Source organism: Ruegeria sp. CDSC042 (assembly GCF_059610745.1).
The window spans coordinates 155,532-180,398 of record NZ_JBXWOF010000004.1; the positions used below are offsets into that span (position 1 = coordinate 155,532).

21 protein-coding genes and 2 tRNA genes are annotated in these 24,867 nt (G+C 57.5%); 9 read left to right on the forward strand and 14 right to left on the reverse strand.

The annotated features are described in order from the left end of the window. Nucleotides 1-476 precede the first annotated feature (476 nt). Nucleotides 477-1,658, forward strand: coding sequence for a BaiN/RdsA family NAD(P)/FAD-dependent oxidoreductase (locus AC2FHX_RS10545; RefSeq protein WP_496701658.1), 1,182 nt, complete (start codon nt 477-479; stop codon nt 1,656-1,658). Nucleotides 1,659-1,680: 22 nt separating this feature from the next. Here AC2FHX_RS10545 and AC2FHX_RS10550 read toward each other — a convergent pair whose 3' ends face one another. The 9 genes from AC2FHX_RS10550 to mraZ form a co-directional block, all read right to left on the reverse strand. Then, the gene (locus tag AC2FHX_RS10550) at nt 1,681-2,055 is read right to left on the reverse strand and encodes a glycine zipper family protein (protein WP_246097157.1); all 375 of its coding nucleotides are present in this window, start codon (nt 2,053-2,055) and stop codon (nt 1,681-1,683) included. A gap of 111 nt (nt 2,056-2,166) precedes the next feature. Then, nucleotides 2,167-3,561, reverse strand: a complete 1,395-nt coding sequence (gene murD / locus AC2FHX_RS10555; RefSeq protein ID WP_496701656.1) for a UDP-N-acetylmuramoyl-L-alanine--D-glutamate ligase — start codon at nt 3,559-3,561, stop codon at nt 2,167-2,169. 147 nt (nt 3,562-3,708) lie between these two features. After that, a complete protein-coding gene (gene mraY / locus AC2FHX_RS10560) occupies nt 3,709-4,791 on the reverse strand; it encodes a phospho-N-acetylmuramoyl-pentapeptide-transferase (RefSeq protein WP_282021459.1) in 1,083 nt (360 codons plus the stop codon). A gap of 24 nt (nt 4,792-4,815) precedes the next feature. Beyond that, nucleotides 4,816-6,210: a UDP-N-acetylmuramoyl-tripeptide--D-alanyl-D-alanine ligase gene (locus AC2FHX_RS10565; RefSeq protein ID WP_496701654.1), complete on the reverse strand. Its 1,395-nt coding sequence runs from the start codon at nt 6,208-6,210 to the stop codon at nt 4,816-4,818. Then, complete coding sequence (locus AC2FHX_RS10570; protein WP_496701652.1) at nt 6,207-7,688, reverse strand: UDP-N-acetylmuramoyl-L-alanyl-D-glutamate--2,6-diaminopimelate ligase; 1,482 nt, start codon at nt 7,686-7,688, stop codon at nt 6,207-6,209. Before AC2FHX_RS10570 ends, AC2FHX_RS10565 begins: the two co-directional genes overlap by 4 nt. A 21-nt stretch (nt 7,689-7,709) precedes the next feature. Then, a complete protein-coding gene (locus AC2FHX_RS10575) occupies nt 7,710-9,497 on the reverse strand; it encodes a peptidoglycan D,D-transpeptidase FtsI family protein (RefSeq protein WP_496694811.1) in 1,788 nt (595 codons plus the stop codon). After that, nucleotides 9,494-9,862, reverse strand: a complete 369-nt coding sequence (ftsL, locus tag AC2FHX_RS10580; protein WP_142635053.1) for a cell division protein FtsL — start codon at nt 9,860-9,862, stop codon at nt 9,494-9,496. The genes AC2FHX_RS10575 and ftsL overlap by 4 nt, the downstream gene beginning before the upstream one ends. Next, entirely contained in the window at nt 9,859-10,851 is a 993-nt protein-coding gene (gene rsmH, locus AC2FHX_RS10585; protein WP_142635189.1) for a 16S rRNA (cytosine(1402)-N(4))-methyltransferase RsmH, read from the reverse strand. The genes ftsL and rsmH overlap by 4 nt, the downstream gene beginning before the upstream one ends. A 4-nt stretch (nt 10,852-10,855) precedes the next feature. Then, entirely contained in the window at nt 10,856-11,323 is a 468-nt protein-coding gene (mraZ, locus tag AC2FHX_RS10590; protein WP_246097158.1) for a division/cell wall cluster transcriptional repressor MraZ, read from the reverse strand. 918 nt (nt 11,324-12,241) lie between these two features. Here mraZ and AC2FHX_RS10595 point away from each other — a divergent pair. Next, entirely contained in the window at nt 12,242-12,466 is a 225-nt protein-coding gene (locus AC2FHX_RS10595; protein WP_496701814.1) for a DUF1127 domain-containing protein, read from the forward strand. 281 nt (nt 12,467-12,747) lie between these two features. Here AC2FHX_RS10595 and AC2FHX_RS10600 read toward each other — a convergent pair whose 3' ends face one another. Beyond that, entirely contained in the window at nt 12,748-15,144 is a 2,397-nt protein-coding gene (locus AC2FHX_RS10600) for an ATP-dependent helicase (RefSeq protein ID WP_496701650.1), read from the reverse strand. Between the two features lie 148 nt (nt 15,145-15,292). Between AC2FHX_RS10600 and AC2FHX_RS10605 the strand changes: the two genes are divergently transcribed. Both AC2FHX_RS10605 and AC2FHX_RS10610 read left to right on the forward strand, forming a co-directional pair. Beyond that, nucleotides 15,293-17,113, forward strand: a complete 1,821-nt coding sequence (locus tag AC2FHX_RS10605) for a sensor domain-containing diguanylate cyclase (protein WP_496701648.1) — start codon at nt 15,293-15,295, stop codon at nt 17,111-17,113. Nucleotides 17,114-17,714: 601 nt separating this feature from the next. Beyond that, on the forward strand, nt 17,715-21,152 hold the full coding sequence (locus tag AC2FHX_RS10610; protein WP_281994913.1) for a pyruvate carboxylase: 3,438 nt from the start codon (nt 17,715-17,717) through the stop codon (nt 21,150-21,152). A 53-nt stretch (nt 21,153-21,205) separates the two neighbouring features. On the opposite strand, the gene AC2FHX_RS10615 is transcribed toward AC2FHX_RS10610, so the two are convergent. From AC2FHX_RS10615 to AC2FHX_RS10625, 3 genes are all read right to left on the reverse strand, one after another. Further along, nucleotides 21,206-21,652: a hypothetical protein gene (locus tag AC2FHX_RS10615; protein WP_496701646.1), complete on the reverse strand. Its 447-nt coding sequence runs from the start codon at nt 21,650-21,652 to the stop codon at nt 21,206-21,208. A gap of 29 nt (nt 21,653-21,681) precedes the next feature. Continuing rightward, on the reverse strand, nt 21,682-22,041 hold the full coding sequence (locus AC2FHX_RS10620) for a hypothetical protein (RefSeq protein WP_496701644.1): 360 nt from the start codon (nt 22,039-22,041) through the stop codon (nt 21,682-21,684). Between the two features lie 226 nt (nt 22,042-22,267). Next, the gene (locus tag AC2FHX_RS10625; protein WP_496690910.1) at nt 22,268-22,651 is read right to left on the reverse strand and encodes an MAPEG family protein; all 384 of its coding nucleotides are present in this window, start codon (nt 22,649-22,651) and stop codon (nt 22,268-22,270) included. Nucleotides 22,652-22,852: 201 nt separating this feature from the next. Between AC2FHX_RS10625 and AC2FHX_RS10630 the strand changes: the two genes are divergently transcribed. From AC2FHX_RS10630 to AC2FHX_RS10640, 3 genes are all read left to right on the forward strand, one after another. After that, a tRNA-Gly gene (locus AC2FHX_RS10630) sits at nt 22,853-22,927 on the forward strand. A gap of 33 nt (nt 22,928-22,960) precedes the next feature. Continuing rightward, nucleotides 22,961-23,035, forward strand: a tRNA-Gly gene (locus AC2FHX_RS10635). Between the two features lie 56 nt (nt 23,036-23,091). Next, nucleotides 23,092-23,247, forward strand: coding sequence for a hypothetical protein (locus tag AC2FHX_RS10640; protein ID WP_496701642.1), 156 nt, complete (start codon nt 23,092-23,094; stop codon nt 23,245-23,247). Here AC2FHX_RS10640 and AC2FHX_RS10645 read toward each other — a convergent pair. Next, nucleotides 23,244-23,483 (reverse strand): Lrp/AsnC family transcriptional regulator, encoded by a 240-nt coding sequence (locus tag AC2FHX_RS10645; RefSeq protein WP_142636899.1) that lies wholly within the window; start codon nt 23,481-23,483, stop codon nt 23,244-23,246. The genes AC2FHX_RS10640 and AC2FHX_RS10645 overlap by 4 nt on opposite strands. A gap of 154 nt (nt 23,484-23,637) precedes the next feature. Between AC2FHX_RS10645 and hisB the strand changes: the two genes are divergently transcribed. Both hisB and hisH read left to right on the forward strand, forming a co-directional pair. Further along, nucleotides 23,638-24,225 carry an imidazoleglycerol-phosphate dehydratase HisB gene (gene hisB, locus AC2FHX_RS10650; RefSeq protein WP_142636880.1) on the forward strand — a complete coding sequence of 196 codons (588 nt, stop codon included), beginning with the start codon at nt 23,638-23,640 and terminating at the stop codon, nt 24,223-24,225. After that, a complete protein-coding gene (gene hisH, locus AC2FHX_RS10655; protein WP_496701640.1) occupies nt 24,226-24,864 on the forward strand; it encodes an imidazole glycerol phosphate synthase subunit HisH in 639 nt (212 codons plus the stop codon). The last annotated feature ends 3 nt before the right edge of the window (nt 24,865-24,867 follow it).

Sequence of the window (24,867 nt, forward strand, 5' to 3'; positions counted from 1 at the left end):
CGCCACTATCTGCCTCGTCAACGCCCCGTTTTCGGGGTCTACGAGCGAGTCTACAGGGGTTTTAGTGTTTGGGCTAGTGGAATGACGCCGCAACAGAGGGAAATTGGCGCCTTCAAGCCAGTGATCCGCTTCAGGGCTTCCCGTCCCGGGCGTTCGGAACACCTAGGGAACAAGATCGTAGTGCTTTATCCTCCTGGATTCGACCAATTCAGCCTTTTTTCCCAGTTGAACTGTGACTTGGGAAATGCGCGTGATCACTGAACCGCCCTCCTGTGCAGTGCGTCATATTGAGCTTCCTTGTCGGGCGTATTCTGGCACATGGTATTCCGGCCAATATCACAAATGTTCCAACTGCCAATTTCATTCCATTTTCCCAAACCAATCAGAGGACGGATCCACAGTCACGGACGGACGATTGCAGCGCGTGTTTACGTCTCCCCCTTGCCATCCCAGCCATTCCACGCCATCCCCCGCGCATGACTTATGATACGATCATCCTGGGCGCCGGTGCTGCTGGCTTGATGTGTGCCGCCCATTGCGTTGGGCGCGTTCTGGTGATCGACCACGCGAAGGCGCCGGGTGAGAAAATCCGCATCTCGGGCGGCGGGCGGTGTAATTTCACCAATATGCACGCGGGGCCGGGCAACTTCCTGTCTCAGAACCCGCATTTCTGTAAGTCCGCATTGGCGCGCTACACGCAGTGGGATTTCATTGAAATGGTCGGGCGTCATGACATCGCTTGGCACGAGAAAACACTGGGACAGCTGTTCTGCGACGGCTCCTCGAAACAGATCATCCAAATGTTGCTGGATGAAATAGAGCGCGCCGGGGCCGAGCTGTGGGTAAGGACCGAGATGAAGGACCTGTGCAAAACCGACACTGGTTTCGCGCTGACGGTTGAACGCGAGGGACAGCGTCATGCCCTGACCTGCACCAATCTGGTTCTGGCCACGGGTGGCAAGTCGATCCCTAAAATGGGGGCGACGGGTCTGGCTTATGACATCGCACACCAGTTTGGATTGCGGATGACCGAGACACGCGCGGCTCTGGTGCCGTTCACCTTTACCGACGGCAGATTCAAGGACCTGTCCGGTGTCTCGCTGCCGACGCGGCTGTCGAACGACCGGACCAGCTTTGACGAGGCTTTGCTTTTCACCCATCGCGGCCTCAGCGGACCAGCTGCGCTGCAACTATCCTCATACTGGCGCGAGGGTGAGGCGATCCGGGTCAACCTGATCCAGGATATGCCACTGTTCGACCTGCTGCGAGATCAGCGCCAAAACAGCGGACGCAAAGCCCTGACTACTGAACTTTCCCGGCAGTTACCCGCGCGATTGGTCGATTTCCTGAGCCAACACATTCCCATGCAAGGCAATTTGGCCGACCAATCGGACACCGCCCTTTCGGACCTGGTCGAGGCCCTGTCGAACTGGCATCTGACCCCGTCCGGGACCGAAGGCTATCGCACCGCCGAGGTCACGCTGGGCGGCATCGACACCGATGATCTGTCGTCAAAAACGATGGAGGCCAGGGATGTCCCCGGCCTCTATGCGATAGGTGAAGCGGTGGATGTCACCGGTTGGCTGGGCGGGTACAATTTCCAATGGGCATGGTCCTCAGGCCATGCCGCTGGAACTGCAATCGCCAGTCGTGGTTAGCCGACACGGTATTTGCGCGGCACTAGCCGACGACGTTGTACCCACGGCCACGCATGCAGTTACGCACCAACACTTCTTTGTTCTGGTTCTTGTTGATCACATCCGCACCGGCGCCAACCAACGCACCTGCAACTGCAGCACGGCCCAGATTATCGCTGCTGTCCTGTACGATCCCGGTCACTGCGGCTGCGCCAACGGCGCCGATGGCTGCATTCCCGGCCGTGGTGCCATCAACAGATGCCTGCGATGCCGCAAGCTGTTGGCACTGCTGCAGATCAACGTTGTAATTAGGGCCAACCGGACCATCGATGATCGGCTGGTAGTTTGCGCCAGTGTTGGTGCAGGCACCCGCAATCAGAATGGCAGGCAGGATCAGGGAAAACTTACGATATGGCATAGTCATAACCTCGTGTTGAATTTGACGGGTAGCAAAACCAAAAAATATGGCGCGTCAAGCTGATAGCATCTCAGCTTGGCCCAACCGGCGATCTATTGCAAATGGCGTGTCCTAAAGCCGTTTACGAACCTGTTCTGCAAAATCCTCACCGCGTTGTTCGAAATTGTCATATTGATCAAAACTGGCTGCGGCAGGGGCCAGCAAAATCGTCTCGCCCGACTGCGCGTCGTTCATTGCCTGTTCAACGGCTTCTGCCATTGTGGTGCAAACCAGGGTATCTGCATGTAACTGCATTGCAAATCCGGCAGCTTCGCGCCCGATCACATAAGCCTTGAGCACATGTTCACTGGCTGAGTTGAGTGCAGACAACCCGCCCTCTTTCTCAAGCCCGCCACAGATCCAGCGGACCTTCTTGAACGCGTTCAACGCCTTTACTGCGCTGTCGACATTGGTCGCCTTTGAATCGTTTACATAGGTGACCCCATCCGCTTCGGCGATGATCTGACTGCGATGCGGCAGGCCCGGATAGCTGTGCAACGCATCCTGAATGATCCGTGGGGCCAACCCCAACGCGCGGCACGTGGCGTAGGCGGCACAGGCATTCTGGTGATTATGTGCACCGGGCAGACCTTTGATCTCGCGCAGGTCAATCGACCCCGCCTGTCGCCCCTTGCGATATTCCGACAGGAACCCTTTGCGCGCAAATACTTGCCATCCGGGTCCGGTCAACTTGCGGGCAACCGAAATACGGATCACCCGGTCATCCGTTGGCGCTTCGGCCAGCTGACCAGCCAGAAAGGCGCCTTCGTCTTCATCCACGCCGATCACGGCACGGTCAGGGCCACCTTCGGCAAACAGACGGCGCTTGGCGGCGAAATAGCCCCCCAAGCCACCGTGACGATCCAGATGATCCGGTGACAGATTGGTGAAAACGGCCACATCAGGTGTCAGCGACCGCGCAAGCTCTGTCTGATAACTCGACAACTCCAACACCACGACCGAGCCATTGCCCCCTGGATCAATGTCCAATACGCCTCGGCCGATATTCCCCGCCAGCTGTGCCTCACGGCCAGCTTCGGTCAGGATATGATGGATAAGTGCGGCGGTGGTTGATTTCCCGTTCGACCCGGTCACCGCGACCACGCGGGGCGGAGTATCGAGATTGTCCCATTCTGGCCCGGCGAACGAGCGGAAAAACAAACCGATATCGTTATCCACCGGTACCCCGGCCTCAAGCGCGGCCGCCACAACCGGGTTAGGCTCTGGGTACAGATGGGGGATCCCCGGCGACACGATCAGAGTGGCGACATCATCAAACGCCCCGTGACGGCCTAGATCGCAGCATGTGAACCCTTCGGCTTCGGCCGCCGCGCGTGCAGCCGGATTATCATCCCAGCAGACGGGTTCGGCCTTACCGGCCCGCAAGGCGCGCGCCGTGGTCAGGCCAGACCGACCCAGCCCCAGAACCGCAACTTTCTGTCCTGAAAACCCTTTGACCGGGATCATATTTCCCACCTTCTTTCGACTTCAAATGCGCCGACACACTGCACAGATGAACCTGCCATTGGCAAGATCGACAGCAGGTTCGTGCGCAGCGCGAGCCCGGCCCAACAGGAGGCGGCGGGCCGGCTGTCCTCCGAACCTGGCGGGAGCCTACCGGACCTTCAGCGTCGCAAGCCCAATCATCGCCAGGATCAGTGAGATGATCCAGAACCGGATCACGATGGTGGGCTCGGCCCAGCCCTTCTTCTCATAGTGATGATGGATCGGGGCCATCAGAAACACGCGACGACCTGTGCGTTTGAAATACAGCACTTGGATGATCACGCTCAGCGCTTCGACCACGAACAGACCTCCGACGACAGCCAACACCAATTCGTGTTTGGTGGCCACCGCAATCGCTCCCAAAGCGCCGCCCAAGGCAAGCGATCCAGTATCGCCCATGAACACGGCCGCAGGCGGCGCGTTATACCATAGAAACCCAAGGCCAGCACCGAACAGGGCCGAGGTGAAAATAAAGATTTCGCCGGTTCCGGGCACGTAATGCACATCCAGATACTCAGTGAAGTCGACCCGGCCCACTGCATAGGCGATAATCCCCAGGGTCGATGCGGCGATCATTGCGGGCATGATCGCCAGCCCGTCCAGCCCATCGGTCAGGTTCACCGCATTTGCTGACCCAACGATCACGACAATCGCGAAGGGAATGTAGAATATCCCCAGATTGAGCAGCGTGTCTTTGAATACCGGCACAGCAAGCTGATTCTGCAGCGCCTCAGGGTGGTGCATCGTGGCCCAAATAGACGCAAGAACTGCGATAACCACACCAAGTCCTAACCGCATTTTCCCCGAAACACCTTTGGTGTTTTGCTTGGAGACCTTGGCATAGTCATCTGCAAACCCAATGGCGGCATAGGCCAGCGTCACGAATAAGACCATCCAGACATAGGGGTTGTCCCACCGTGCCCAAACCAGTGTCGATGTGACAAGCGCGCCTACGATCAGCAAGCCGCCCATGGTCGGCGTGCCCGCTTTGGAGAAGTGCCCCTCGGGGCCATCATCCCGGATCGGTTGCCCTTTGCCCTGCTTGCGGCGCAGAACATTGATCAGCGGTTTGCCAAAGATAAACCCGAAAATCAGCGCTGTCATAAAGGCACCGCCCGCCCGGAACGTGATGTACCGGAAGAGATTGAAAAAATCCCCTCCGTCCGACAGGCCGGTCAACCAATAGAGCATATCAATACCTTTCCCGTGCGGCGATCATGGCTCAAGCGCGTCCCCTTGCCCCATTTCCCGCAAACCGTCAACAATTCGCGCCAGCGCCATGCTGAGTGATCCTTTGGCAAGAACAGTGTCGCCTGCGCAGATCAGCTCTGGCAGCCGTTCAGCCATCTCAACGCTGGTCTCAAACCAAAGTCCGCGCTTTTCCGCTGGCAACGCATCGTAAAGCGCTTTCATAAGCGGGCCAATGCAGTGAACCTGATCCATCTGCGTCATAGCCGCGACATTTGCCATCGCTGCATGCATGGGGATCTCTTGTGCGCCCAGCTCTTTCATATCACCCAGAAATGCGATCCGGCGCCTGCCCTGTGAGGCGGCCAAAACTTCCAAGGCAGCCTCCATCGAAGTTGGATTGGCGTTATAGCTGTCGTCCAGCAATTCGACCTGACCACCATCCGCCAGTGAAATCTGCTCGCGAAAGCCGCGACCTTTTACCGGCAACCAGTTGCCCAAGCCTGCGATGGCTTCGTTCAGGTCGACACCAAGTTCAACGCAGGCCGCCAATGCCCCAAGTGCATTCATGGCAAAATGAGTGCCTGCTGATTGCACATCAAAGGAGATGGCTTTTCCGTCGACCCTGGCCGTTGCATGGACCGAGTCCGGTTTCTGCACAACTCCGGTCAGCACGTAATCTGACGCAGCGCGTCCAAAGTCGACAATCCCTGCCCCAGCCTGAGTTGCGTATTGGCGCAGGATGTCGGCATGTTCGATATCCGCATTTACGATGGCCGCGCCGCCTGGGAGTAACCCTTCAAATATCGCTGCTTTCTCTTGGGCTATACCTGCGACGGACTCGAATGCTTCCAGATGGACTGCCGCGACGGTGGTAACCAAGGCCACATGCGGGCGGGCCTGACGCGCCAGCGGAGCAATCTCTCCGGGGTGGTTCATCCCGATTTCTATCACGGCAAATTCAGTGTCGCGCGGCATCCGGGCAAGCGTCAGCGGCACACCCCAATGGTTGTTGTAACTGGCAACGCTGGCATGGGTCTTCCCCTGCGTTTCCAGAATATTGGCCAGCATTTCCTTGGTCGATGTCTTGCCGACACTCCCGGTCACGCCAATCACGCGCGCCTCTGTCCGCGCGCGGGCCGCCTGCCCCAGCGCCTCAAGCCCGGTCTGCACGTCCTCGACGATCAGTAACGGCGCGTCCGGGGAAACGCCTTCGGGTATCTGCGAGACCAGCGCTGCGCCTGCGCCCTTCTCAAGCGCTTGCGCCACAAAATCGTGGCCGTCGCGCGCCGCCTTCAGCGCAACAAACAGATCTCCGGGCTGCAATGTGCGGGTGTCGATGGATACGCCATTGACCTGCCAATCGGCGGTGGCACGCCCGCCAGTGGCCGCAACAGCCTCAGCCGCAGTCCAGAGCGTCATGCCACCCTCCCATCGAGGGCGGCCACGCTGATGCTGGCCTGTTCTACGTCGTCGAAAGGTAAAACCTGATCGCCCACGATCTGTCCTGTCTCGTGCCCTTTACCGGCGATCAGCAGCGCATCACCCGGTTGCAGGGCATCTATGCCGCGCAGGATGGCTTCGGCACGATCACCCACCTCGGTCGCCTCGGGCGCGCCCAGCATCACCGCAGTACGAATGGTGGCCGGGTCTTCGGTGCGGGGATTGTCGTCGGTGACAAATACCACATCAGCGTTATTGGTCGCAGCCTTGCCCATCAGCGGGCGCTTGGTCGCATCACGATCTCCGCCGGCACCGATGACGGCAATCAGCCGGCCCATAACATGAGGGCGCAAAGCCTTGAGTGCCGTGGCCACAGCATCTGGCGTATGGGCGTAATCGACAAACACAGCAGCCCCGTTTTCACGCGTCGCAGCCAGTTGCATCCGTCCCCGGACCGTCGTCAGATGCGGCAGGGTCTCGAAAACACGCGTGGGATCTTCGCCACCAGCGATCACCAGCCCACATGCCAGCAGGATGTTTTCAGCCTGGAACCCACCGATCAGGTTCAATCGGGTCTGATAAACCTTACCCTGCCACGAAAACCGCAGATCCTGCCCGGTTGCATCAAAGCGCTGATTGAGCAGACACAGATCTGCATCACCCAATCCAACGGTCAGCACATTTTGTCCACGGGTTTCAGCGATACGACGAACCTGCCCACCCTTTGGATCGCTCATGTTGACCACAACCGTGCCGTCCTGAGGCAACACGCGGTCGAAAAGTCCTGCTTTGGCGGCAAAATACGCCTCGAAGGTTTCGTGATAATCCAGATGATCCTGGGTGAAATTCGAGAAACCCGCTGCCGCCAACTGTACCCCATCGAGGCGGCGCTGCTCGAGACCATGCGAGGATGCCTCCATCGCCACATGCGTCACGCCATTCTCAGCCGCCTCGGCCAAACACCGATGCAGGGTGATCGGTTCGGGCGTTGTATGCGCCAAAGGGGCCGTCCATGCGCCTTCGACCCCGGTTGTGCCCAGGTTGACGGCGGCATGACCCAGTTCCATCCAGATTTGGCGGACAAAGGTCGCGACAGAAGTTTTACCATTGGTCCCCGTCACAGCCACGATGGTCTGAGGCTGCTTTCCGAACCACAGTGCTGCGCATCCTGCCAGCGCCTGCCTTGGGTCTTCAACCACCACCAGCGCGGCATCCGTCCCCGCAAGCACGCCCGCTGCGACCTCGGCCCCTTCGGCATCGGTGAGGATTGCGGCGGCCCCCATGCGCAGAGCATATTGAATGAACTCTGCGCCATGGACCCGCGTTCCCGGAAGTGCCGCAAACAGATAACCGTCTTTGACCTCGCGGCTATCAACGGCCAACCCGGTGATGTCGGGGTTCGCACCTGCGCGCGCAGTCAGGGCCAGTTGGCTGAGTTTCTTAGTCCTAGTGCCCATGACCCACCTTTCGCCGGACGCCTAATTCGAGGTCAGCGTTATAGCAGCGCGCGCCTCAGGCTCAAGCCGGGGACGCAGGCCCAGCAGTGGGGCAATCCGTCCGATCAATTCCGCGGCCACAGGGACGGCTGTCCACCCCGCCGTCCGGCGCTTTTCGCCATAGGCCACGATGGACGGTTCATCCAGCGTGACGATCAGCACGTATTTCGGATCATAAGCCGGGAAGATCGTGGCGAATGTGGCAATGACCTTGTCATCATAATACCCGCCGCGCGGCTTGGGTTTGTCTGCGGTACCGGTTTTGCCCGCCACGTCATACCCGGCGACATCGCCAAAGCTGGCCGTGCCATCGGTGACAACCTTGCGCAGCATCTTCTGTGCCTGCGTCGCAGCCCCCAGAGACATCACGCGCGGGCCATATTGTGACCCGCTCCGGCGCAAAATGGTCGGGCTGACATAGTATCCGCCATTGGCAATCGCCGCATACCCCGCAGCCAGATGCATCGGGCTGGTCGACAAGCCATGGCCATAAGAAATGGTCACGGTGCTCAGCTCACCCCATTTCTTGGGCTTGAGCGGTTCGCCACCTTTTGCTTCGACAATCTCGAACGGGGTGGGTTCGAACATGCCCAGCGAACGCAGGAATTCCTGTTGCCGCTGCGCGCCAATTTGCAGCGCCAGACGCCCAGTACCCCGGTTCGAGCTGTGGACGATCACATCCGCCACGCTGATCTTGCCGTAATTCTTGCCGTTGAACTCACCAATCGGAAAACGCCCGATTTTCATCGGACCCGAGGTGTCGATGATCGTTTCAGAGTTCACCAGACCAAGCTGAATTGCCTGCGCGGCGGTGAATATCTTGAACACCGATCCCAGCTCGTAAACGCCCTGCACATAGCGGTTGAACAAAGGGCTGTCCGATGGATCGAACCCCGACGTCGGGGGGCGCGGGCGATCATTGGGATCAAAGGATGGCAGCGACGCCGCCGAGATGACCTCGCCCGTATGCGCATCCATCAAAACGGCTGAGGCGCCTTTGGCGTTCATGATCTTCATGCCACCAAAAAGCACCTGTTCGACAGCGGCCTGTACAGTCAGATCCAGCGAGAGTTGCAGCGGCTTGTTTCCGTTGGCAGGGTCCCGCAGATAATCGTCAAACTGCTTTTCAATCCCGGCCACGCCTATCACCTCGGCAGCGCTCACGCCTTCACGCCCAAAACCTGACCCGCCAAGGATATGTGCTGCCAGCTTGCCATTCGGGTAAAGGCGCATTTCGCGGGGGCCAAACAGAATACCTGGATCACCGATGTCATGCACGGCTTGCTTCTGCTCGGGCGAGATACGCTTTTTGATCCACAGGAACTTGCGGTTGCCAGTGAAATCCTTGATCAGACGGTCTTTTTCCAAATCCGGGAAGATTGCCACCAGTTGATCCGCGGCGGCAATCGGATCGATCATCAACGGCGGCTGGGCATAGACGGAATAGGTGTCCAGGTTGGTCGCCAGAATGCGCCCTTCGCGGTCAACAATATTGGCGCGCTGCATCGCGATTGTGGCACCGGGGGCGTTGGCCAAGGGTTCTTGCGCCTCGGATGTCGCAAGCATCCCCATCCGAACGCCAACCACCGAGAAGGCGCAAAAGAAGAAAAGACCCAGCACCAGCAAACGGCCTTCGGCCCGAGCGCGGGCCCTGTCCTTCATATCTTCATGGCGCTTCTGGATGTTTTCGCGCTCGATAACCTTGGGGTTTTCACCGCGTGCACGCGCATCCAGGACACGGGCCAGAGGGCGGAGGGGCGTGCGCGTCATGGGAACTGCACCTCTCCCAACGCCTTAATGTTGGTTATCGCCTGCAATTCGATGGGATCGACAATCGGAAGATCCGGATCCTCGGCATAGGCAACCTGATCCGCGCGTCCAAACTGCTCAGCTCGCAAGGGCAGCAGGCCGAGACGTTCAAAATTCAGATCCGCCAGCTCTCGAAGACGATCAGGACGGTTCAAATAAGCCCATTCCGCATTCAGAACGGCCAGTCGGACCTGTGCCACGCCGATCTCTCGTTGCAGTGTTTGCGTTTCTTTCACAACTTGCTGGGTGCGGTAGTTCTCTTGATACGCCCAAAGGGCCACCCCGAACACGGCCAAGGCAGTCAACACATACAATACACTCTTCATTTTGCCCTTCCCCCTAGTTGCGGCATCCCAATGGCGCGAGCTTCAATTTCCCCCGCCGGAGCCTCGGTGCGCACAGCGACACGCAGCTTGGCTGAGCGCGAACGCGGATTTTCTTGTAATTCCTGCTCGTCCGGCCCCACTGCCTTACGGGTTTTGAGCGTAAATTGCGGCTGGTCCTGCGCAATTTCGGGCGCATAGCGATTTGCCCGACCTGTTTTGCCAGCCCGCGACTGAAAGAACCGCTTGACCATGCGGTCTTCGATCGAATGAAACGTCACAACAGCCAGCTGCCCGCCAGGTTTCAGCGCGCGCTCAGCGGCCATCAGGCCCTGGAACAATTCTTCATATTCTGCATTTACCGCGATGCGCAGCCCCTGAAAGCTGCGTGTCGCGGGATGCGATTGACCGGGTTTGGGCCTGGGCAGACAGGATTCGATAAGCCCCACCAACCGCAAGGTGGTTGTGATCGGCTCTTCCGCCCGCGCCTTGACGATAGCCCTGGCAATTCGCCTGCTGGCGCGTTCTTCACCATAGTGAAACAGGATGTCGGCCAGCTGCGCTTCGCTTGCGGTGTTGACCAGATCAGCCGCGCTTTCGCCGTCCTGGCTCATGCGCATGTCCAGCGGGCCGTCCTTCATAAAGGAAAAGCCACGCTCGGCCAAATCCAGCTGCATCGAGGAAACCCCAAGGTCCAGCACCACCCCGTCCAAGTTCTGCGCGTATTCGTCCAGACGCGAAAAGACGCCGGGCTGCATCACCAGCCGATCACTATAGCCCTTGGCCCAGTCCGCAGCCATTTCAAAGGCCAGCGGATCACGATCAACGCCGACGACCTTGTCCGCGCCTGCCTCGAGCAGGCCACGGGTATATCCTCCGGCACCAAAGGTTCCGTCCAACCAAACGCCCGACACCGGAGAGACCGCAGCCAGCAAAGGGCGCAATAATACCGGAATATGTGGTTTGTCAGAAGAGGTTTGCGCACCGGCCATGCCGTCACGCGTCCCCGACGCCATCTAGGAACACCAAAGGATCGAAATCCTCGGGTTGATCATCCAGCCATTCCTCGGCGGCCGCCAATTCATCAGACTCGTAGGTTTCAGGCTTCCAGATCTGGAACGTGTCGCCAGCGGCAATAAAGAAGGCTTCACCCTCTAGGTCAATCTTGCTGCGCAGCTTGGCGGGTAGAACCAGACGCCCGGTCTCATCCACGTTTGTCGGAAAGGATTGCCCGTGGAACATGCGCTGCAATGTCTTCCGCTGCATTGAACCCCGTGGAAGCGCATCAATCTTGGCGTCAACTTCGTCAATCGCCTGCATAGTATAGCATTCAAGGAATTTGCGCCGGTGGTCGCCATAAACAATTACAAGTTCGGGATTGTCACCGGGCTGCCAGTTGGGATCAGAAGCTTCAAGCACACGGCGAAACGAGGCCGGGATCGAGACCCTGCCCTTCGTGTCCACCTTATGGTGGCTTTCACCTCTAAACCTGCGCGCCAAGACGACTGTCCCTTTCGCTTGCGCCCCACTTGAAATTCTCACTCCCCCCAGAATTAAAACGGCGGGTTGATCTGCTGCCACTGATCAACCCGCCGCATTGACCCGCTTTGCGGGATGTCCAGCTGCGCGCGCCACCTGGGGGGATGTCTGCTCGCCCGCGCGCCGGATCTCTTGATTGATGAAAGCGAGATGCCTGTATGAAACCTGATTTTATTGGTTCGGGGTCATTTAGCGCCCCATGTGCCTCGTCCTCATCGGATAACTAAGGGATGGCATGGGAATTCATGGAAATCAATAGAAAATTTCTCACACTCACGTCTCAACTCACAATGTAATCGATAAGAAAATGAATGGAAACTCTATTTATACACCAGAATTAGAATACTACCACCTCAAAGCAACCATATATAGACAAGTCAGAGAGATTATGAACGTCCCATGAATTCCCAACATTTTTTCACTTTCATCGATTCCCCGTAGATAGAGCCAGCAAATCCTCCATTCCAAACTACGAATCAACAAAGGTGGCTCGGTTCCCACGCATTCCCAAGTTACTAAAAACCACCTGAACCCACGATTTCCCATATACGCACGACCACAGCCATTCGGCTTCTTCGATAACCGTACCGAAGCAATCGGACCTTACGTCACGATCCTATGGTTTTCAGTGGAACCGCATTAGAAGCGACACCCTTGGCGCAACTCAAACCCATATTTTTAAGGCATATTCGATTGCCAACATTCAACTCTTTGATATCCATGCATTTGCTGCATAGCAGCATTGACGACGTCAACTATTGTGCAATCGCAGCATTTGCTTATTTTCATCCTCAAGCAAACGCCGAAACACTTCGGCACCAACATACGAAACGGGTTACGCAGATGGGTGTAGCAACACAACAAACCGCTCTGAAAAGCGCTCCGGCATTCGGCCTGGCCTCGATGATCGAAACCGCAAAGACCCGGTTTGCACGCTATCGGGCCTACCGCCAGACGGTTAACGAACTGTCCGAGCTGTCCGATCGCGAGTTGGCCGACCTGGGCCTGCACCGCTCAATGATCCGTCGGCTGGCAATGCAGGCCGCAGAAGAACAATTCGCGCGTTAAGCGCACAGCAATACAGAGATCAGACCCTACTCCTCCCTTGGGTCTGTAATCTGCGGCAACGTCTCTCCTCCTCCCTGACGTTGCCGCCTTTTATACCGGCCCTGAACGCCGGAAGCAGATACATCGGGGCTCTCCTCCTCCCTGCCTTGGTGTTGAAAAGAACGGCGGTTTCCTTCCTCCTCCCTGGGAACCGCCGTTTTTCGTTTCCCCCAAAGAAAAAGGCGCCCACCCAGGCGCCTTTCAAAACATTGAGCATGCGCCGTCAGGCGCATTCCTTTTGGTTAAAACGGAACGTCGTCCTTCGGAAAAAGATACTGGGCAACAACCTTCTTGGTGCCCGCCTTGTCGAACGCGACCTCAACCTTGTCGCCCTCGATGCCCTCCACTGCGCCATAGCCGAATTTCTTGTGAAACACCCGTTCACCCAGTGTGAAACTTGCCACCGCGGTTGCGTCGATCACCGTGTTGCGTGTTTCGCGCGGTTGCGACATGCCATATTGTCCCTGCCGCGCCTGCAGCCGTTTCCAGCCGGGTGAGTTATAGACATTTGCCTCAGCCGCGCGGGTTTCGATCCCGGCCGACGGCTGCCCCCCGCCATAGAGCCCCGGAGGCGTCAGAACCTCGACATGCTCCTCGGGCAGTTCGTCAATAAACCGTGATGGCATCGAATTCTGCCATTGCCCGAACACCCGGCGGTTGGCGGCAAAGGAAATCGTACAGACCTCTTCGGCACGGGTGATGCCCACATAGGCTAGACGCCGTTCCTCTTCGAGCCCCTTGATTCCGGTCTCGTCCATCGACCGCTGCGACGGGAACAACCCGTCCTCCCAACCCGGCAGGAACACGGCGGGAAACTCCAGCCCCTTGGCCGCATGCAGAGTCATGATCGAGACCTTTGCCCCATCCGTTTCCTTTTCATTGTCCATGACCAGGCTGACATGTTCCAAAAACCCTTGCAGGTTCTCGAAATTGTCCAGTTGGTTGACCAGTTCCTTGAGGTTTTCCAGCCGGCCCGGCGCCTCGGGCGTTTTCTCATTCTGCCAATGGGCGGTATAGCCGGACTCGTCCAGCACGATCTGCGCCAGTTCGATATGCGTGTGCTCGGGCGCGCCATAGCGGATCGGAGACACCCCGTCATCAATAAGGGTGTCATCATCCACTTCAATCCGTGGTCCACGTGTCATCGCATTCCACCGAGCCAGCCCGTCGATCAACTCGCGCAGCGCCTTGCCGCCCTTGCCCTTGATCAACCCCTGCTCGACCACGATCCGCGCGCCTTCGACCAGGGACACCCCGTTTTCACGCGCCATCACCTGAATGGTCTGCTGCGCCTTGTCCCCAAGGCCGCGCTTGGGCGTGTTCACGATCCTCTCGAACGCCAGATCATCCTCGGGGCTGACCACCAACCGGAAATAGGCCATGGCATCGCGAATCTCCATCCGCTCATAAAACCGTGGCCCGCCGATCACCTTATAGGGCATCCCGATAGTCAGGAACCGATCCTCAAACGCGCGCATCTGGTGCGACGCACGCACGAGGATGGCTATTTCGTCCAAGTTCATCGGGCGCACGCCACGCGTCCCGACCTGCATCGCGTCGATCTCTTCTCCGATCCAACGCGCCTCTTCCTCACCATCCCAATGGCCGATCAGGCGAACCTTTTCGCCCTCTTCCCGGTCGGTCCAAAGCTCTTTACCCAGTCGTTTTTCATTGCCACGGATCACATTCGAGGCGGCGGCCAGAATATGCGGGGTCGAGCGATAGTTCTGCTCCAACCGCACCACGAAAGCGCCGGGGAAATCCTTTTCAAACCGCAGGATGTTACCCACCTCAGCCCCGCGCCAGCCATAGATCGACTGATCGTCATCGCCAACACAGCAGATATTCTTATGCCCCCCGGCCAGCAGACGCAGCCAGAGATATTGGGCGACATTGGTATCCTGATACTCGTCGACAAGGATGTAGCGGAACCAGCGTTGGTATTGCTCCAGCACATCCGGGTGGGTTTGAAAGATCGTCACCACGTGCAACAGCAGATCGCCGAAATCCACCGCATTCAGCTCACGCAGGCGGGTCTGGTATTGGGCATAAAGCTCAATGCCTTTGTTATTATAAGCTCCGGCATCCGCAGCAGGCACTCTATCTGGTGTTAGCGCGCGGTTTTTCCAGTCATCAATGATCCCGGCCAGCATCCGCGCAGGCCAGCGTTTGTCGTCGATATTGGCTGCCTGAGTCAGTTGCTTGAGCAAGCGCTTTTGGTCATCCGTATCCAAAATGGTAAAATTCGACTTGAGGCCCGCCAGTTCGGCATGGCGGCGCAACAGTTTGACGCAGATCGCGTGGAACGTTCCCAGCCACGGCATCCCTTCGGCAGGTCGGCCCAGCATGCGCCCGACCCGTTCTTTCATCTCGCGCGCGGCCTTGTTGGTGAAGGTCACGGCCAAAATCTCGTTCTCGCGTACCCGATGCGATCTGAGCAGATGGGTGATCCGCGCGGTCAGTGCCTTGGTCTTGCCCGTGCCGGCACCTGCCAGCATCAAAACCGGACCGTCCAGCCGCTCGACCGCTTCGCGCTGTGCCGGGTTGAGGTCGTTCAAATAGTCGGCAGCCACCGCAGGCATCGCCCGCGCCGACAGCGATGCGCCCTCGAAGGCGTCCATTTCGTCAAAACTGCTCATACTCTCAAACTACGCCGGATGGGCGCAAAGGGAAAGGCTTTGTTCACGGCTTGTTCACAAGCTTTTAAGATTTTCCTTGCGTTCAATTCTAACCAAATGAAGCGGTGTTCGACTGATGCCATTAACTCTCTGTAAAGCCTTAGGTCAGATGCTTGGCTCAAAGGTTTGGGAGCATATGGATATGGCATTGGCTGAGCGGGGGACGATCAATCATCGACTCAAATGGACCGGGATCACCCTATTGCTGATCAGCCTCGCCATTGGTGCGGGTTGGGGTGTCTATCGGCTTCCTGCGCCCTTGGTGGAACGGATGCTGCGGACAGATATCCTCAAACAGTCAGAATTGTGGAAACGCAGGGTTGTTTTGCACCTTGAAGACCCCGAAACAACGCTGCGAACCGGCCATATAGATGGGCATGATGCAGAGTTTCTGACGTCGATGCCCGAAGCATCGGATGTCTACCGGTTCAGGTTGTTCGACACGAGTGGACGCGTGGTCTGGTCCACTCGTCAAGGTGAGGTCGGCCTGCGCGAAGACAGCGCGTTCTTTCGCGCCGATGTTGCCCGGGGAATGGTGTACTATTTACAAGAGGTTGTGCCCCTATCCGAGATTGACGGCCTGGACTTGCACACAGGCAACATTCAGAACTCCAGTGCGCATCACATAGTCAAAGTCTTTATGCCGGTTACAAAAAACGGTCGCTTCATCGGTGCGATAGAGTTTTTTACCGATATCTCGGATTTGCGGGCGACCTTCATAACCCGGCTGAGAATTTCGCTGATCGTTCTAAGCGGTGTGGCCCTGTTGGCGCTGGCGATGGTGTCATTGGTGACCTACAGGACCAACCGGGCGCAACTGCGCTCTTTGCACAAACAATCCGAGAAAGAGCGTGATCTGATGGCTGACCAGTTGCGGCTGGCGCGTGAGGTGCGGCTGCTAGGGGAGCTGAACGAGTGGCTGCAATCCAGCCGTTCTCTGGATGAGCTGTTCGACATGGTCTCACGTTTTATGACCCATATCCTGCCCGAAGCAGAGGGCAGCGTTTACGTCTACTCGAACTCGCGCGATGTGCTTGATGGCTGCGCCAGTTGGAACGGCGGCACCCATAAGGCACATATCCACCCTGAGGGGTGTTGGGGCTTGCGACGGGGTCGCACCTATGAATTCGGCGCCTCCGAGATTGATTTCATCTGCGAACACGCAGAGCCGCATGACGGGCGTCCGTATTTCTGCTTTCCGATTCTGGCACATGGCGAAACGGTGGGCTTGCTGCATCTGCGCGCGCTTGAAGATCGCGAAGAAGAGTTCCATGTCAGCAGGAAGCTGGCGCAACTCTGTGCCGAACAGATCAGCATGGCCATCGCGAATGTCAGGATGCGCGATCAACTGCACGACCAATCCGTGCGCGATCCGCTAACCGGGCTGTTCAACCGTCGCCATATGACAGAAACCCTACGCAAATCCATTTCGCGCAGTCAGCAGACCGGTGTACCGCTTAGCCTGATCGCCGTTGATGTGGACCACTTCAAAAAGTTCAACGATACCCATGGCCATGATGCAGGCGACATGGTCTTGCGCGCGGTCGGTGCCGCATTGGAGCAGGGCTGTGATCGGGATGAAATTGCCTGCCGCATCGGTGGTGAGGAATTCATGCTGATCTTGCCGGATAACACCCCGGATGACGCGATCAGCCGTGCCGAGAAATTGCGGCAGTCGGTTGGGGCGGTTTCAGTTCGATATGGCGACAAGTCGCTGCCTCGAATTACGATTTCCGTCGGCGTTTCACATTATCCGGCCCATGGCACCATTCCACAAGAATTGATGCGCGCCGCAGATGATGCGCTGTATGCGGCAAAAGATAAGGGTCGCAATCAGGTGCAAGTCGCCAAGGGAACGCCAACCGAAACCGGGTCCGCTGATAGCAACGGCCAAAAGGTTCGGACTTCAGGCCCAGTCGCGGCGGCGTGAAGCTCTAGCTAATACTTAGCAAAAACTCCAGTTACCCGGCGCCTGACTGCGCGGGCAAAGTAGCCACTTCTATACTTGTTAGCTTTCTCCAAGATCTTGGCCACATCGCGATCTTGCCAACCGTCCTAGCCAGCCCTATCGCTTTTGAGCGGCACAATCCCTAGACTCATAAACGGTCGGTGATCTTTCAGAGGATCGGATAAAGAAGTGACGCAATGATTTGAGGCAAGCGGTACGCAAACGATCTGCCCAAAACCTCTCGGGGCTGCACATCCACGATAACCGGACACAGTCAGGCCTTTCATTCCCAACGTGCTTGAAGTCAATCGGCTCGGCACCCGGCACGACCATGCGCGCAACTTGCCTGCTATGTCGAAACTTGGCAAAGCATCTGCCGACCGTGGCCAAAAAGTCCATAATGAACACGCCAAATCACGCCGCAATTCACCAGTCTTGATGCCGCAGCGCAGCAAGGCTATCAAGCATTCACCAACAGGAGGCGTTTGCGAGCGTTAACATGCCGGTTCTACCCAAATCACCGATATACCTGCGCGTATTGTTCGCCTAGAAGTTCGCCAAACAAACAGGACCGGGACCTGATATGACACATTTCGACAAGATCCTGATCGCCAACCGCGGCGAGATTGCCATTCGCGTGATGCGCGCAGCGAATGAGATGGGCAAACGCACAGTCGCCGTATATGCGGAAGAGGACAAGCTTGGCTTGCACCGTTTCAAGGCGGACGAGGCCTATCGCATCGGCGAGGGGATGGGGCCGGTTGCCGCTTACCTCAGCATTGACGAGATTATTCGCGTGGCCAAGGAATGTGGTGCGGATGCCATCCACCCGGGCTATGGCTTGTTGTCGGAAAACCCAGATTTCGTGGATGCCTGCGTCCAGAACGGGATCACCTTCATTGGACCAAAGGCCGAAACCATGCGCGCCTTGGGCGACAAGGCCAGCGCCCGCCGCGTGGCCATCGCCGCCGGAGTTCCGGTGATACCTGCGACCGAAGTGCTGGGCGACGATATGGACGCGATCCGGTCACAAGCCAAAGAGATCGGATATCCCCTGATGCTCAAAGCATCCTGGGGCGGAGGTGGCCGCGGCATGCGCCCAATCGAATCCGAGGACGAACTGGAAGAAAAGGTCCTGGAAGGCCGCCGCGAAGCCGAGGCTGCCTTTGGCAATGGCGAGGGCTATTTGGAAAAAATGATTATCCGCGCCCGCCATGTCGAGGTGCAGATTCTGGGCGACAAACATGGCGAAATTTACCACCTGTATGAGCGCGACTGCTCGGTCCAGCGCCGTAATCAGAAAGTCGTGGAACGCGCGCCTGCCCCGTATCTCAGCGAAGAACAACGCGCGGAAATCTGCGAACTGGGCCGCAAGATTTGCGCCCATGTAAATTATGAATGCGCAGGCACCGTCGAGTTCCTGATGGATATGGAAACCAGCAAGTTCTACTTCATCGAGGTGAACCCGCGCGTTCAGGTGGAACATACCGTCACCGAAGAAGTCACAGGTATCGACATTGTGCAGGCACAGATCCTGATCGCCGAGGGCAAATCGTTGGCCGAAGCCACCGGCGCCGCCAGCCAAGCGGATGTGCACCTGAACGGTCATGCCCTTCAGACCCGGATCACAACCGAAGACCCGCAGAACAACTTCATTCCCGACTACGGTCGCATCACCGCATACCGCTCAGCTACTGGCATGGGTATTCGCCTAGATGGCGGCACGGCCTATGCGGGTGGTGTAATCACGCGGTACTACGACTCGCTGCTGACCAAGGTCACGGCCTGGGCCCCGACGCCACAGGCCGCGATTTCGCGAATGGACCGAGCGCTGCGCGAGTTCCGTATTCGTGGCGTCAGCACCAATATCGACTTTGTCATCAACCTGCTGAAACACCCGACCTTCCTGTCGAATGAATACACCACCAAGTTCATTGACACGACGCCCGAGCTGTTCACCTTTAAACGACGCCGTGACAGGGGCACCAAGGTTCTGACCTATATTGCGGATATCACCGTGAATGGGCATCCCGAAACCAAGGATCGTCCCGAACCGCGTACCGATCTGAAAGAGGCCAAGGCCCCGGCTCTGAAAAGTGAACCGCAGATGGGCACCCGCAATCTGCTAGAACAAAAGGGCCCGCAGGCGGTGGCCGATTGGATGAAGGCTCAGCGCCAGTTGCTGATCACCGACACCACGATGCGCGACGGGCACCAGTCGCTGCTGGCGACGCGGATGCGGTCGATCGACATGATCAAAGTGGCCCCGAGCTATGCGGCCAACCTGCCGCAGCTGTTCAGCGTCGAATGCTGGGGCGGCGCCACTTTCGATGTGGCTTATCGGTTCTTGCAGGAATGTCCGTGGCAACGTCTGCGTGACCTGCGCGAGGTGATGCCGAACCTGATGACCCAGATGCTTTTGCGCGGCGCAAACGGGGTTGGATACACCAATTACCCCGACAACGTGGTGCAGGAATTCGTTCGTCAGGCGTCGGAAAATATCGACGTGTTCCGCGTCTTCGACTCTCTCAACTGGGTCGAAAATATGCGTGTCGCGATGGATGCGGTGGTCGAGAACGGTAAAATCTGTGAAGGCACCGTTTGCTATACTGGCGATATTCTGGACCCGAACCGTGCCAAATATGACCTAAAATACTATGTTGGCATGGCGAAAGAGCTGCGCGATGCCGGGGCTCATATTCTGGGCCTGAAAGACATGGCCGGCCTGCTGAAACCAGCCTCGGCCAAGATTTTGATCCGTGCGCTGAAAGAAGAGGTCGGGTTGCCAATCCACTTCCACACGCACGACACTGCCGGTATCGCCAGCGCCACCATTCTGGCCGCCTCCGAGGCGGGTGTGGACGCAGTGGATTGCGCGATGGACAGCTTCAGTGGCAACACTTCTCAGGCGACATTGGGCACTGTGGTCGAAGCGCTGCGCCATACGGAACGCGACACCGGTCTGGACATCAAGGCCATCCGCGAAATCAGCGACTATTTCGAGGTGGTCCGAGGCCAGTATGCGGCCTTTGAATCCAGCCTGCAGGCCCCTGCATCCGAGGTATATCTGCACGAGATGCCCGGTGGCCAGTTCACTAACCTCAAGGCTCAGGCGCGCAGCCTTGGCCTGGAAGAGCGTTGGCATGAAGTGGCGCAGATGTATGCGGACGTGAACCAGATGTTCGGCGATATCGTCAAAGTCACGCCTTCGTCAAAAGTGGTTGGCGACATGGCGCTGATGATGGTCAGCCAAGGGCTGACGCGCGCCGATGTCGAAAACCCGGACTCGGACGTGGCCTTCCCGGATTCGGTCATCGACATGATGCGCGGCAATCTGGGGCAGCCTCCGGGCGGGTTCCCTGATGCGATCATCAGCAAGGCGCTTAAGGGCGAAAGCCCCAACACTGACCGCCCCGGCAAAGACGTACCCCCGGTCGATCTGGAGGAAACGCGCGCCGAACTGTCCAAACAACTTGACGGCAAAGAGGTCGACGACGAGGATCTGAACGGATACCTGATGTATCCCAAGGTGTTCCTTGATTACATGGGTCGCCACCGGATTTATGGCCCCGTCCGCACCCTGCCCACGCGCACATTCTTCTATGGAATGGAGCCCGGCGAAGAGATCGCCGCGGAAATCGATCCCGGGAAGACTCTGGAAATTCGCTGTCAGGCCATCGGTGAAACCGATGAAAATGGTGAGGTCAAAGTGTTCTTTGAACTGAACGGTCAGCCCCGTGTGATCCGGGTGCCAAACCGTCTGGTGACGTCAACCACGCAGGCCCGACCCAAAGCGGAAATCGGCAACCTCGCACATATCGGCGCACCGATGCCGGGTGTCGTGGCAACCGTTGCGGTTACTGCGGGACAAGAGGTCAAAGAAGGCGATATGCTTTTGACCATCGAGGCCATGAAGATGGAGACTGGCATTCACGCCGAAAGGGACGCCGTAGTCAAAGCCATCCACGTTCAGCCAGGCGGTCAAATTGACGCCAAGGACCTGCTGATCGAGCTGGAATAGCAAAAAAAGGCGCGCCTCTGGGGCGCGCCTTTTCCATTTCATTGGGTTAAGGTTCAGCCGTCTACGGTTTCTTCTTCAACCTCATCTTCGACCAATGCCTTTTCTGTTTCATCATCAGAAACATCATAATCCGCAAGCGCCGGCAGACCCAGCAGGTCGTGCAGCTCGTTCAGGGCGTCGTCAGACAACTCGCGACCGCCGGTCAGAGTATCCAGAGCCTCTTGCGGGTCAGAAGATCCGGCCAGGTTTGTCTCGGCCTCCTCTACAGCCAGCTCAGCCGCTTCGACCGCGTCGTCGTACTTGTCCTGAGCGGTGATGCCCTCGGCAAGCTCGTCCTCGGTCGGCTCATAGGCCTCTTCGATCTCTTCTGCGGTCAGTTCCTGCAGGTCTTCCAGTTCGTCGTTCTTATCCTGCAGATCTGTCGTCGCGTCGGTATGACCAAGGATGTTCTGCTGATAAGAGTACAGCTTTCCTGGCATACTGTTCGGGGACGCATTCATGAGAGCCGTTTGGCTGGCATGGGCCGCGTTCAGACCTTTAAGCTCCGATGCAATTTGCCGTGCTTGTTGGGGTGAACCGGCTTCTCATCAACGACAGCAGTGGTAACTTTGGTCATCTTGGCAGGTTTCTTATTGCCCTTGACCAGATTACCAATCGAAGCGACCAGCCCGTTTTTCTTTTGAGTCGTAGCGCCCGTTTTGGCAGTTTTTTGCTTTTTTAGGCCAAGACTGGCGAGCAACCCTTTGCCCGTCCCCTTTTTACCCGAGGACTTGCCACCTTTCACCTGTGAGGACTTGTCGCCAGACTTATCCGCGCCGTTCCCATTTCCACCACCATTGCCTTTGCCAGCGCCATTGCCTTTGCCGCCACCATTTTTGGCGATGGCCATATCAGGTGCGGCAACAACTGCCACAAAGCTTACAGCGCCAAGCAGCAGAAATGAGGTGCAACTACACGCGAAAGTAACAAGAACCGCTTCATATTATTCACCTGTCCTTCTTGAGCAGTGGCAGCAGATACCACAAAATCAAGCACCTGAGACAACGTTGACAGTTAGTTAATAATTGAATCTGGGTAAAACGGTGGCCTTTTTCGGCGTGAGCGACCCACCGCGCTCACACCGCCAACACAATATTGGCTATTGCAGCTACGAGGATTGAACCAAATGTCAGCAGCATTCCGATTTGCCTGAGGATAACGATCTGCGGAGACCTGCCAAACCCATATGCATGAAGCAGGCGACCACCCAGCAAGGCCAATCCCAACAGGTTCAACAGCAACCCGCTGGCGCCCTGCAATTCAACCATTGCCATCAATAACAGCGCAAACGGCGCGTATTCGGCGAAATTGCCATGAGTCCGGATCGCCTTGATCATTTGCCCCTTGCCACCATCCCCGTAGGAAACCTTTTCGCCCCGTCGGTGGCCAATGACCCGAAGGCTCAGCGCCAGATACAAAAAGGCGGCTAATGCCGCATAAACCGGTGTAATTGTCAGCATGGGTGGCTCCGTCTATTAATATTCCTAAGCTCTGGGCAAAGCTTAACGCGGAATCTCGACCGGTCCAGTTGAACTGGGCTGCTGCTACGCAAGGTCAAGTCTGTCTGGATTTCCTCCGCACGAGAAGATTTTTTGCAAAAGTCGCGTTTTTCCCCTTGCAGCTTTCCGCCAGAATTAATACTTCACGCCTCACTCAACGGCGCGGGCGTAGCTCAGGGGTAGAGCATAACCTTGCCAAGGTTAGGGTCGGGCGTTCGAATCGCCTCGCCCGCTCCATTGAGAGGTCTCCGGACCAAATATGTATCTGATGCGGGCGTAGCTCAGGGGTAGAGCATAACCTTGCCAAGGTTAGGGTCGGGCGTTCGAATCGCCTCGCCCGCTCCAGATACAAACCCTCTCACTCAACGCTGTTTTCTTATGGCGCGGCCTGCTGAAAAAGCATGACCCGCGTATATGTTCATATGCCGCAACCGAACAAAGCCACCTTCACATTGGCCGCGCGGGCGGCGCGTAAGAACGTCTTTGACACCGCGCCGAAGCACTCCAATCACGACCCGGACCGAATCTTCCGCGTGACCACGTTTGAGCAGGGCTAGAAGGCCTTGAACGTCATTGTGGTCAGCGAGCGTTCTATACCCGAGATCACCAGCAGATTTTCATTGATGAAATGTCCCACATCCTCGGCCTCGGGGATGTAAAGCTTCAGCAGCAGGTCATATTCGCCGCTGGTAGAGTAGAGCTCCGAGTGGATTTCGCGCAACGCGATCTCTTCAGCCACCTTGTAAGTGGTGCCGGGTTTGCAGCGGATCTGGATGAAAACACAAGTGGACATGGGCCGAGCCTTGTTGGTTGAGTTGGCCGCAGGCTGACATGGGCTGCGCCCGGGCGCAATCCCCTGCAACAGTTTGCGGCGATTGCGACGGATGGTCTGGATCAACCCGCCCTACCCCGTCTATAAGCACGCCTGTAGTAAAAGGAATTCGCCCATGCGCAGCGCAAAGATCAGCCGTCAGACCGCCGAAACCGAGATCACGGTCGAGGTCAATCTGGATGGGACCGGCCAGTATGACAATCAGACCGGCGTCGGTTTCTTTGACCACATGCTGGATCAGTTAGCGCGCCATTCTCTGATCGACATGACGATCCGTGCCAAGGGCGATTACCACATCGACGACCACCACACGGTCGAGGACACCGGAATCGCACTGGGGCAAGCGTTGACACAGGCCTTGGGCGACAAAAAGGGCATCCGGCGGTATGGCGAATGTCACCTGCCGATGGACGATGCACAGGTGCGCTGTGCGCTGGATCTGTCAGGGCGACCGTTTCTGATCTGGAACGTAGACCTGCCGACTCCCAAGATTGGCACCTTCGACACTGAACTGGTGCGCGAGTTCTTTCAGGCGCTGGCCACTCATGGCGGCATCACTCTGCATATCGACCAGTTGCACGGGTTCAACAGCCACCACATCGCAGAAGCGGCGTTCAAAGCTGTCGCGCGCGCATTGCGCGACGCGGTTGAGACCGATGCGCGCAAAGCAGATGCGATTCCGTCGACCAAGGGCGCGTTGTAAATGCTCACCGCCATTGTCGACTATGAAAGCGGCAATCTGCATTCCGCTGAAAAGGCGTTTCAGCGCATGGCGCGTGAACTGGACGCCGGCGAGGTCGTAGTAACTTCAGACGCGGATGTCGTTGCACGAGCCGACCGGCTGGTACTGCCCGGTGACGGCGCTTTCCCTGCCTGCGCGGCCGAGCTGCGCGGGCACAAGGGTATCTATGACGCGATGGTCGAAGCGGTCGAGCAGAAAGCCCGCCCATTTCTGGGTATCTGCGTGGGTATGCAGCTGATGGCCTCGAAAGGTCATGAGTACACTGACACCGATGGGTTGGACTGGATTGCCGGGGATGTGGTGCAAATTGCGCCGTCAGACCGGTCGCTGAAAGTGCCGCATATGGGTTGGAACGATCTGGTGTTGGAAAGCGAACACCCTGTCTTTGCCGGGGTCACATCAGGCGATCACGCCTATTTCGTCCACTCATACCATTTCCGGGTCAGCGATCCCGCACAGCGTCTGGCATATGTGGATTACGGTCAGGACGTCACGGCCGTAATTGGCCGTGACACTATGGTCGGGATGCAGTTCCATCCTGAGAAAAGCCAGGATGTGGGCCTGCGCATGATCGGGAATTTCCTGACCTGGACGCCCTGAGCG

Bases quoted from the DNA above. Each gene is read 5' to 3' on its own strand.
- AC2FHX_RS10545 (WP_496701658.1), top strand. From the start codon at position 477: ATGACTTATGATACGATCATCCTGGGCGCCGGTGCTGCTGGCTTGATG.
- AC2FHX_RS10550 (WP_246097157.1), bottom strand. From the start codon at position 2,055: ATGCCATATCGTAAGTTTTCCCTGATCCTGCCTGCCATTCTGATTGCG.
- murD (WP_496701656.1), bottom strand. From the start codon at position 3,561: ATGATCCCGGTCAAAGGGTTTTCAGGACAGAAAGTTGCGGTTCTGGGG.
- mraY (WP_282021459.1), bottom strand. From the start codon at position 4,791: ATGCTCTATTGGTTGACCGGCCTGTCGGACGGAGGGGATTTTTTCAAT.
- AC2FHX_RS10565 (WP_496701654.1), bottom strand. From the start codon at position 6,210: ATGACGCTCTGGACTGCGGCTGAGGCTGTTGCGGCCACTGGCGGGCGT.
- AC2FHX_RS10570 (WP_496701652.1), bottom strand. From the start codon at position 7,688: ATGGGCACTAGGACTAAGAAACTCAGCCAACTGGCCCTGACTGCGCGC.
- AC2FHX_RS10575 (WP_496694811.1), bottom strand. From the start codon at position 9,497: ATGACGCGCACGCCCCTCCGCCCTCTGGCCCGTGTCCTGGATGCGCGT.
- ftsL (WP_142635053.1), bottom strand. From the start codon at position 9,862: ATGAAGAGTGTATTGTATGTGTTGACTGCCTTGGCCGTGTTCGGGGTG.
- rsmH (WP_142635189.1), bottom strand. From the start codon at position 10,851: ATGGCCGGTGCGCAAACCTCTTCTGACAAACCACATATTCCGGTATTA.
- AC2FHX_RS10595 (WP_496701814.1), top strand. From the start codon at position 12,242: ATGGGTGTAGCAACACAACAAACCGCTCTGAAAAGCGCTCCGGCATTC.
- AC2FHX_RS10600 (WP_496701650.1), bottom strand. From the start codon at position 15,144: ATGAGCAGTTTTGACGAAATGGACGCCTTCGAGGGCGCATCGCTGTCG.
- AC2FHX_RS10605 (WP_496701648.1), top strand. From the start codon at position 15,293: ATGCTTGGCTCAAAGGTTTGGGAGCATATGGATATGGCATTGGCTGAG.
- AC2FHX_RS10610 (WP_281994913.1), top strand. From the start codon at position 17,715: ATGACACATTTCGACAAGATCCTGATCGCCAACCGCGGCGAGATTGCC.
- AC2FHX_RS10615 (WP_496701646.1), bottom strand. From the start codon at position 21,652: ATGAATGCGTCCCCGAACAGTATGCCAGGAAAGCTGTACTCTTATCAG.
- AC2FHX_RS10620 (WP_496701644.1), bottom strand. From the start codon at position 22,041: ATGGCCATCGCCAAAAATGGTGGCGGCAAAGGCAATGGCGCTGGCAAA.
- AC2FHX_RS10625 (WP_496690910.1), bottom strand. From the start codon at position 22,651: ATGCTGACAATTACACCGGTTTATGCGGCATTAGCCGCCTTTTTGTAT.
- AC2FHX_RS10640 (WP_496701642.1), top strand. From the start codon at position 23,092: ATGACCCGCGTATATGTTCATATGCCGCAACCGAACAAAGCCACCTTC.
- AC2FHX_RS10645 (WP_142636899.1), bottom strand. From the start codon at position 23,483: ATGTCCACTTGTGTTTTCATCCAGATCCGCTGCAAACCCGGCACCACT.
- hisB (WP_142636880.1), top strand. From the start codon at position 23,638: ATGCGCAGCGCAAAGATCAGCCGTCAGACCGCCGAAACCGAGATCACG.
- hisH (WP_496701640.1), top strand. From the start codon at position 24,226: ATGCTCACCGCCATTGTCGACTATGAAAGCGGCAATCTGCATTCCGCT.